Genomic DNA, 773 nt, shown 5'->3' with positions numbered 1-773 from the left:
CTCTGCGTAGAGGTTGCGCGAAGTATGCACAAGCCGACTGTGAAGGCGCGTTCCCCTTGCGGGGAGCGTCCGAATTCCCTGAAAGAACTCGACATAAGGGCAAAGCCTGTATGCGGCAAACCCGCGGCGGCAGAGAGGCCTTGCTTTCAGGAAACTCGGCGCATAGAGCGGGCAGCGCCGGTACCCGTTTATGCGCCGTGCGAAACACGGCGGCTTCTTGTTCCGCCTGCTTTTTGGGCTTCATCTATCGCATGCGAAGACGGACACCCCATTAGCGCAAACAGCAAGGCGAAACAAGGGGTTTTCATTTACCCCCTTGTCAGGGCGATAATCAGTTTATATTTCGCCCGTCCCCGCCTGAATGTCCTGCTTTCCCGCTTCAGTTTAACGCTTGTTATAGCCTTGAATTTGGAATGTGTTGATTGCAACATAGCAATCTGCGCCCGGCCGTGACGTGCTGTAATACTCTATAATGTCGAAACCGGCTTTTTCAAGCGCCTGGCGGTACGCGGCATTCGCGTATCGCCAGTAATGCGGGATTTTTACCGTGCGCGGCGGTCCCCATATGCATAGCCAGATTGGGTCAAACACGGTTCCCCTGATCGGTTTTGAAACTTCGCCTTTAGGTCCTATCAGATATATGTTGTCTGTAATCTCAAACCCCGCTCTTGGGGCGGCAACGCTCTTTTCAGCCGTGTTTAGCGGAAAATCGCGGTTCAAGTCATTGCCGCACCCGATGCCTATGGCGGCAAGCCCGCCGATTGCGCCTGCCG

General features: G+C 54.9%; 1 protein-coding gene. It reads right to left on the bottom strand.

Features of this window, described 5'->3' with window-relative positions; translation table 11 throughout:
* Positions 1-384 precede the first annotated feature (384 nt).
* Positions 385-773: hypothetical protein (locus tag AWU74_RS11885; protein ID WP_187150913.1), on the bottom strand; the 389-nt coding region annotated here is incomplete at its 5' end.

This window comes from Treponema endosymbiont of Eucomonympha sp. (genome assembly GCF_001028545.1).
The sequence above is the reverse complement of the archived record's forward strand: the minus strand, read 5'-3'. Positions and strand labels throughout refer to the sequence as shown.